Annotated in this window: 5 protein-coding genes; 3 read left to right on the top strand and 2 right to left on the bottom strand. The window is 74.7% G+C overall.

Annotated features, from left to right (window positions below):
- Positions 1-34 precede the first annotated feature (34 nt).
- Both ACWJ6R_RS26610 and ACWJ6R_RS26605 read right to left on the bottom strand, forming a co-directional pair.
- Positions 35-1399 (bottom strand): FtsX-like permease family protein, encoded by a 1365-nt coding sequence (locus ACWJ6R_RS26610; RefSeq protein WP_449064857.1) that lies wholly within the window; start codon positions 1397-1399, stop codon positions 35-37.
- Between the two features lie 2 nt (positions 1400-1401).
- Positions 1402-2178 carry an ABC transporter ATP-binding protein gene (locus ACWJ6R_RS26605; protein ID WP_449064856.1) on the bottom strand — a complete coding sequence of 259 codons (777 nt, stop codon included), beginning with the start codon at positions 2176-2178 and terminating at the stop codon, positions 1402-1404.
- A gap of 113 nt (positions 2179-2291) precedes the next feature.
- On the opposite strand from ACWJ6R_RS26605, the gene ACWJ6R_RS26600 reads away from it, so the two are divergent.
- From ACWJ6R_RS26600 to ACWJ6R_RS26590, 3 genes are all read left to right on the top strand, one after another.
- Complete coding sequence (locus ACWJ6R_RS26600; RefSeq protein ID WP_449064855.1) at positions 2292-2864, top strand: TetR/AcrR family transcriptional regulator; 573 nt, start codon at positions 2292-2294, stop codon at positions 2862-2864.
- A 63-nt stretch (positions 2865-2927) separates the two neighbouring features.
- The gene (locus ACWJ6R_RS26595; RefSeq protein ID WP_449064854.1) at positions 2928-5705 is read left to right on the top strand and encodes a bifunctional glycosyltransferase/CDP-glycerol:glycerophosphate glycerophosphotransferase; all 2778 of its coding nucleotides are present in this window, start codon (positions 2928-2930) and stop codon (positions 5703-5705) included.
- A gap of 81 nt (positions 5706-5786) precedes the next feature.
- The gene (locus ACWJ6R_RS26590) at positions 5787-7031 is read left to right on the top strand and encodes a glycosyltransferase (RefSeq protein WP_449064853.1); all 1245 of its coding nucleotides are present in this window, start codon (positions 5787-5789) and stop codon (positions 7029-7031) included.
- Positions 7032-7171: the final 140 nt, after the last annotated feature.

Raw genomic sequence — 7171 nt, 5'->3', positions numbered from 1 at the left:
CCGCCGCTGAGCCCCCGCCGCTGAATCCCGCCGGTCAGGCGACCGCCGCCGCCTCGGCCGCCGGGGTGCGGAGCGCCCGCCGGGTGACGCCGAGGACGGTGGCCAGGGTGAGGGCGGTGGCGACGGCGACGACCGCGAGGTAGGGCACGACGCCGCCGCCGGGGACGGCCGAGCCCGTTCTCGCGATGCTGAACGGGACGGCGGTGGTCAGCGCGGCGAGCGTGCCGAAGAGCACTCCGGTGGCGGCGAGCACGGCGCTCTCCCCCGCGACCATCCGCAGCACCTGCCGCCGGGTCGCGCCGGCGAGGCGCTGCCGGCCGAACTCGCCGCGGCGCTGAGCCGTCGTGGCCACCAGGGTGTTGACCACCATGATCGCGGCGAACACCAGGATCATGCCGATGACGACCAGGTTGGTGGTCTGCGCGTTCTGGTGTTCGACGGTCGGCGCGAGGCCGGCGAGGGCGTTGGCCGCGTCGTCGGTGCTCTGCATGTAGAGGGTGCCGGTGGCGATGCCGGTGAACAGGATGACGGGCATCACCGCGGGGGCGAGCAGGCCGGTCCGCTGGGCGAGGTTCAGTCCGGCGAGGTGGCCGGTGACACCGCCGAACCGTTCCATCAGGCCGGTGAGCCGCCTGGTGACCAAGCGCAGCAGGGCCGGGGCCAGCAGTGCGAGACCGGCGGAGAACCAGATGGAGGCGGGTCCCGCGGTGGCCATCGGCTCGAAGTCCTCCCTGCCGCGCATCACGGTGGCGGTGACGACGGCCAGGTCCGCGCCGAGGAACAGCAGCAGGCAGGCCGCGGCGACGCGCTTCCCGCTCGGCCCCGCCCCGTCGCCGGTGGCGTCCAGGAGGGACGAGGCGGCGCTCATCCGGGCGGTACGGCGGGCGCCGACGACCGCGGCGGTCAGCGCCGCGACGATCGTGACCCCGAAGCCGAGGTGGATGGCGAAGCCCCCGAAGTGGTGGCGCACCTCACCGGCGAGCTGCCCGGATCCCGTCAGCCACGCCACCAGCAGCGCCCCGGCGGCCTTCGCCGGCACGATGGCCGACACGACCGCGGCGACGGCGAGCACGGCGGTCTCGGCGATGACCATCCGGCTGATCTGGCGAGGAGTGGCGCCGATGTTCCTCAGCAGCGCCGTCTCGGCGGCGCGCCGGCGGAGCGCCAGGGTCAGGGTGGAGGTGACCGCGAAGGTCACCAGGATCAGCCCCCAGCCGCCGACCACGGCCGCCAGGGTGGTGAGCGCCTGCTGCCCGGCCGCGTCGACGCCGGGCTCCCCGGCGGTGTCGAACAGCGAGCCGAAGGCCATCAGGATGGTCGCGCCGGAGAACATCGCCACGAAGGCCGCCAGGAGCCCGCCGGCGTGGCCGCGCAGGGACCGCAGTGCCAGAACGAACATCGTCATACTCCCTCGGGGACTCGTCGCCACGCGCTCCGCGGCTCGGCCGGTCCGCTCAGGCCGACCATGCGTTCGGCCACCGCCTCGGCGGTGGGGGCGGACAGGCGCCCGGCGATCCGGCCGTCGGCCAGGAAGAGCACCGAGTCGGCGTAGGCGGCGGCGACGGGGTCGTGGGTGACCATCACCACGGTCCGCCCGTACCGCCGGACGGACTCGGCCAGCAGGCCCAGGACCTCGCGGGCCCCGCAGAGGTCCAGCGCCCCGGTCGGCTCGTCGGCGAAGATCACATCGGGTTCGGCGACTAGGGCGCGGGCGATCGCGACCCGCTGCTGCTGGCCGCCGGAGAGCTCGGCCGGCCGGTGGTGCAGCCGCCCGGCGAGACCGACCCGGTCCAGCACGGCGACGGCGTGCGCGCGGTCCGCCCTGCGCCCCGCCAGCCGGAGGGGCAGCAGGACGTTCTGCAGCACGGTCAGCGCGGGCAGCAGGTTGAACTGCTGGAAGACGAAACCGATGTGCTCGCGGCGGAACTCCGTGCGGGCGGTCTCGCTCTGCCCGCCGATCTCGACGCCGCCGACGACGACACGGCCGCCGGTGGGCCGGTCGAGCCCGGCGGCGCACTGCAGCAGGGTGCTCTTGCCCGAACCGGAGGGCCCCATCACCGCGGTGAAGGTCCCTGCACGCAGGGAGAGCGTGACGCCGCCGAGGGCGGTCACGGCGGCGGCCGCGCCGTACGTCCTGCTGACGGCGTCCAGGTGTAGCGCTTCGGTCTGACCGGTCATTCGCGGCTCCGCTCCGTCGTGGCTGTCGTGATCGACGGTACGAGATTTTTGTTCATTTGCGCAAGGCATATGCCCAAGTCGTTTGACTTAGGCATTTGCTCTACCATGGCGGCATGGGAAACCGTGAAGATCTCCTCGACGGGGCCGTCCGCTGCCTGTACGAGAAGGGCTACGCCCGCACCACGCTCCGCGACATCGCCGGGGCGGCGGGCGTCAGCATGGCGGCCGTCGGCTACCACTACGGGTCCACCGAGGCCCTGCTCAACGCGGCGCTGCTGCGGGCCATCCAGGACTGGGGCGCCGAGTCCGGCCGCGCGCTCGCCACCGCCGGTCCCGGCGTCCGGCAGTACGGCTCCCTCTGGGACCGCCTCTTCGACTCGACCACCGCCCACGCCCCGATGGCGCTCGCCGGCTTCGAGGCGTTCGTGCAGGCTCAGCGCACGCCCGAGCTGCGCGAGCAGCTCGCCGCCGGCCAGCGGGAGGGCCGCCGGGGCCTGGCCGCCCTGCTGACCGGCACGCCGGAGCGAGACGTCCCCGACGACACCGTCCGCGCCCTGGGGTCGGTGCAGCTGGCCCTGATCACCGGGCTCATCGTGCAGTGGCTGACCGACCCCGACAACGCGCCGTCGGGCGCCGAGGTGGTCGAGGGGCTGCGGGCGCTGACCGCCCTCCTCGAGAACCAGTAAAGACCGCGACATTAATTCCCAAGACGGACAAGTCCGCATTTAATCTCGGGAATACCCCAAACCGTGATCAATGAGCCGGACTGCAGCGTGGTCGTCATCGCCTACAACGACGCCGCCCGGCTGCCCCGGGCGGTGCGGTCCGTGCTCCGCCAGTCGTTGCGCGCCGTCGAGGCGGTCGTGGTGGACGACGCGAGCGACGACGGCACCGAGCAGGTGGTGCGGGCCCTGATGGAGGAGGACCCCCGGGTCCGCTACGTGCGCAGGGAGCGCAACAGCGGGGGCTGCGGGGCGCCGCGCAACGACGGGGTGGCCGCCGCCCGCGCGCCGTACGTCATGTTCCTCGACAGCGACGACCGGCTCCCCTGGCACGCCTGCAAGAGCCTGCTGGAGGAGATCGAGCGGACCGGCGCCGACTTCGTCACCGGGCAGATCTCCCGCTTCTACGAGGGGAGCCGCAAGAGCCGCCGCTACTACCCGGAGCTGTTCGCCCGGCGCAGGACCGTCGAGGGCATCGCCGCCGAGCCCGAGATGTTCCTCGACTCCTTCGCCACCAACAAGCTCTACCGGGCCGAGCTGCTCCGGCGGATCCCGTTCCGGGAGGACCTGCACTTCGAGGACCACGTCTTCACCGCCGAGCTGTACTGCGCCGCCCGCAGGTTCGCGGTGGTGCCGTGGACCGTCTACAACTGGCACCGGGCCCGCGCCTCCGCCGCGCCCGCCTCGATCTCGCTGCGCTACGCGGAGCTGGACAACGCCCGCCAGCGCATCCGGGCGGCCCGCCTCAGCGACGAGGCGCTGCGCGCCCACGGCCACGCCGCGCTGGTCCCCGAGCGGCACCGCCGCTTCCTCCGCCAGGACCTGCGCGTCTACCTCAACACGCTGCCCGCCCGGGACCCGGACTGGGTGGCGGAGTTCGTCTCCGTCGCCGCGCCGTACCTGGCGGAGATCGACCCGGCGGTGTTCGACCGGATCGACCCCGTGGCGCGGGTCTGCTGCTCGCTGATCCTCGACGGCCGCGCGGACGAACTGGCCGTCGCCGCCCGCTCCCTCAACGGCCCGCAGGCCCCGCCGCGCACCGCCGTACGGCAGGGCGGGCGGACCTACTGGGGCGCCGTCCCGTCCCCGGGGACGGACATCACCGCGCTGCGCCTGGCCGAGCTGCCGTTCACCGCGAGCCGGCTCCGGCACGAGGCGTCCCTCGCCGTGGACGGGACCCGGCTCACCCTGACCATCCGCACCTACGACCCGTTCGGGGTGCTGGCCGCCCACCCGGGGTGGACCGCGACACTGAAGCTCTGGTCCGCCAAGGTACGGCTGGCGCCCCGCCGCCGGGCCGACGGGAGCCACGTCAGCACGGCGACGGTCGACCTGGCCGCACTGCGGCACGGCGGCCGGCTGGGCTTCGACGGCCGCTACGACCCCAGGGTCGTCGTCGCCCGCCCCGACGGCCGGACCACCTCCGACGTGCTCCTGCTCGACCCGGCCGCCGGGCCCGTCGCGGTCGCCGTCCCCGGGCACACGGTGACGGTCCGGCCGGACGGGCACGCGGGGGTCCTGCGGCTGACCTGGCGGCGGCGGGGCGTGCTGCGCGCGGTGTCCCGGCTGGCGCGGGCTCGGGCCCGGATCATCAGCAGGCTGAGCACCCCGGAGCTGAAGCTCCGCGTCTACAAGGGGCTGATCCGGGTCCTGCCGCAGCGCCGGGACCTGGCCCTGTTCGAGTCCGACGTCGGCGCGGGCTGCACCGGCAGCCCCCGCTACCTCTACGAGGAGCTGCGCCGGCGCGGGGCGCCGATCCGGGTCGTCTGGTCGGTCGCCCGCAACCGGCGGAACTTCCCGTCCGGCGCCCGGCTGGTCCGCCGGATGAGCTGGCGCCATGTCTGGACGATGGCCAGGGCCGGCTACTGGGTGGACAGCCACGGCCTGCCGCTGGACTACCCCAAGCCGCCCCGGACCCGCTACCTGCAGACCTGGCACGGCCAGGGCATCAAGTCGATCGGCTTCAACTCGCCCGACCTGCGGGCCGACTTCCCGGGCCCGCGCGCGCGGTGGCGGGCGGCCGTGGCCCGCTGGGACGCACTGGTCGCGCCGAGCGCGGAGTTCGAGCGCGTCTTCGTGCCGTCCAACGAGTACGGCGGGCCGGTGCTCCGGTTCGGCTCGCCCCGCTGCGACGTGCTCGCCTGCGGCGACCCGGCCGCGGTGGAGCGGGTCCGGGACCGCCTGGAGCTCCCGCCGGACCGCCGGGTGCTGCTGTACGCGCCCACCTACCGGGACCAGGCCAAGTTCTCCGGCAGGTCGATCCGGGCCGATCTGGAGATGATGGCCGAGGCGCTGGCCGGCGAGTGGGTGGTGGTGCTCCGCCCCCACCCGGTCGAGCGCTACCGGGTCCCGCAGCGCCTGCGCCATTTCGTCCGCCCCGCCGGGTCGTATCCGGAGATCAACGACCTGATGCTGGCCTCCGACGCGCTGCTGACCGATTACTCCTCGGTGATGTGCGACTACGCGGTCACCGGCAGGCCCATGCTGTTCCTGATCGACGACTGGGACGAGTACCGCCGCGTGGAGCGGGGCGTCTACCACGACCTGCCGGCGATCGCGCCGGGCCCGTGCCTGAACACCACGGAGGAGCTGATCTGCGCGCTGCGCGACCTCGACGCCGTCTCCGCCTCGTTCGCCGCCAAGTACGCCGCGTTCCGCGAGCTGTGGTGCGCCGACGAGAAGGGCGAGGCGAGCGCCCGGGTGGTCGAGGCTTTCTTCGGCCTGCCCCCGGCCCCGGCTCGGGCCCGCCCGCCCGCCTCCGCCCGGCCGCTGGCCCGGGTGACCGTACCGGGGTGGCTGCGATGAGCGCCCGGTGAACCCGACGGTGAACCCGACGCGGTGAACCCGACACAGCGAGCGCAGTGAGTGAGGAGTGGTGAACGACCCATGAGCACCGTCCTGTTCGCCTGCCTGGACGCCGACACGCTGGGCGGGATCCAGCGGGTCACCCACACCGTGGCGCAGGGCCTGGCCGAGCGCGGGCACGACGTGCACGTGGTCGGGCTGCACCGGGCCGAGCATCCGTTCCGCTACGTGGAGCGGCCCCGCTACCGGCGGCACGTGGTCCACCGCACGCCGCCGGGGCCGCTCTCCCGCGCGGCGGCCCGGCGCGAGCGGCGCCGGCTGGCCGAGCTGACCGACCGGCTGGCGCCCGGCTTCGCGGTGCTGTCCTCGCCGAGCGTGGTGGCCCGGCTCAGGCCGCTGCTCCCCCGGCACCTGCTCCCGATCGGCCAGTACCACGGCTCCTACCACCACGCCCGCGGCTCCTGGCACCTGCGCTCGGTCCGCGGCCACTACGGCCGCCTGGAAAGGGCGGTGTTCGTCAGCGAGGACGACGCCCGGCTGTTCTCCGAGCACGCGCTGCTGCCCAACACCTGGTCCGTCCCGAACCCGCTGCCCGCCTGGCCCGCCGAGACCGCCGCCCTCACCGCCCGCCGGGTGCTCGGCGTCGGCCGGCTGGAGGGCGTGAAGCGGTTCGACCGGCTGATCTCGGCCTTCGCCATCGCGTGCGGGAGCGGGCCGGACGGCCGGGGCCCGGACGGCGGCGCGGACGACCGGCCCCTCGGTGGCGGCGCGGACGACCGGGCTCCCGGAGGAGGAGCGGACGGCCGATCCCTCGGAGGAGGAGCGGACGGCTGGGAGCTCCACCTGATCGGCGAGGGCGCCGAGGAGGAGCGGCTGCGGGCGCACGCCCGGGCGTGCGGGGTGGCGGACCGGGTGGTCTTCCGGGGCGCGGTGCCCGCGGTGGAGATGGGCCGCGAGTACCTCGGTGGTTCCGTCCTCGGCCTCTCCAGCGAGCACGAGGGGTTGCCGCTGGTCGTCGCGGAGGCCGCGTCCTACGGAGTGCCCTCGGTGGCGTTCGACGTCTCGGGCGGCGTGCGGTCGCTGATCCGCGACGGGGAGACCGGGATCCTTGTGCCCCCGGCCGATGTGGACGCCTTCGCCGCGGCGCTGACCGGGCTGATGTCCCCGGTGGGCACGGCCGGTCCGCCGTACTCGGCCGACCCGGCGCACCCGGCTGCGGGCGAGAGGCGGCGGCTGGGGGCCGCCGCCCGCGCGCACGCCGAGGCGTTCCGGCTGGAACGGGTCCTGGACCGCTGGGAGGAACTCTTCGAGCGCGTCACCCGCTGACGTCCTCCGGTGACCGCGGTGACGCCGGAAGCGACGGGACCGGGGACGCGGCCCGTCCGGCGAGGACGCGCCCGTCCTCCGGTCCGGGGAGCCCGGCCAGCCGGAGCTGGGCGGAGGTGAGCCGGGCCGCGACCGGGTTC

Source organism: Planomonospora algeriensis (assembly GCF_977012225.1).
The sequence above is the reverse complement of the archived record's forward strand: the minus strand, read 5'-3'. Positions and strand labels throughout refer to the sequence as shown.

Bases quoted from the DNA above. Each gene is read 5' to 3' on its own strand.
- ACWJ6R_RS26610 (WP_449064857.1), bottom strand. From the start codon at position 1,399: ATGTTCGTTCTGGCACTGCGGTCCCTGCGCGGCCACGCCGGCGGGCTC.
- ACWJ6R_RS26605 (WP_449064856.1), bottom strand. From the start codon at position 2,178: ATGACCGGTCAGACCGAAGCGCTACACCTGGACGCCGTCAGCAGGACG.
- ACWJ6R_RS26600 (WP_449064855.1), top strand. From the start codon at position 2,292: ATGGGAAACCGTGAAGATCTCCTCGACGGGGCCGTCCGCTGCCTGTAC.
- ACWJ6R_RS26590 (WP_449064853.1), top strand. From the start codon at position 5,787: ATGAGCACCGTCCTGTTCGCCTGCCTGGACGCCGACACGCTGGGCGGG.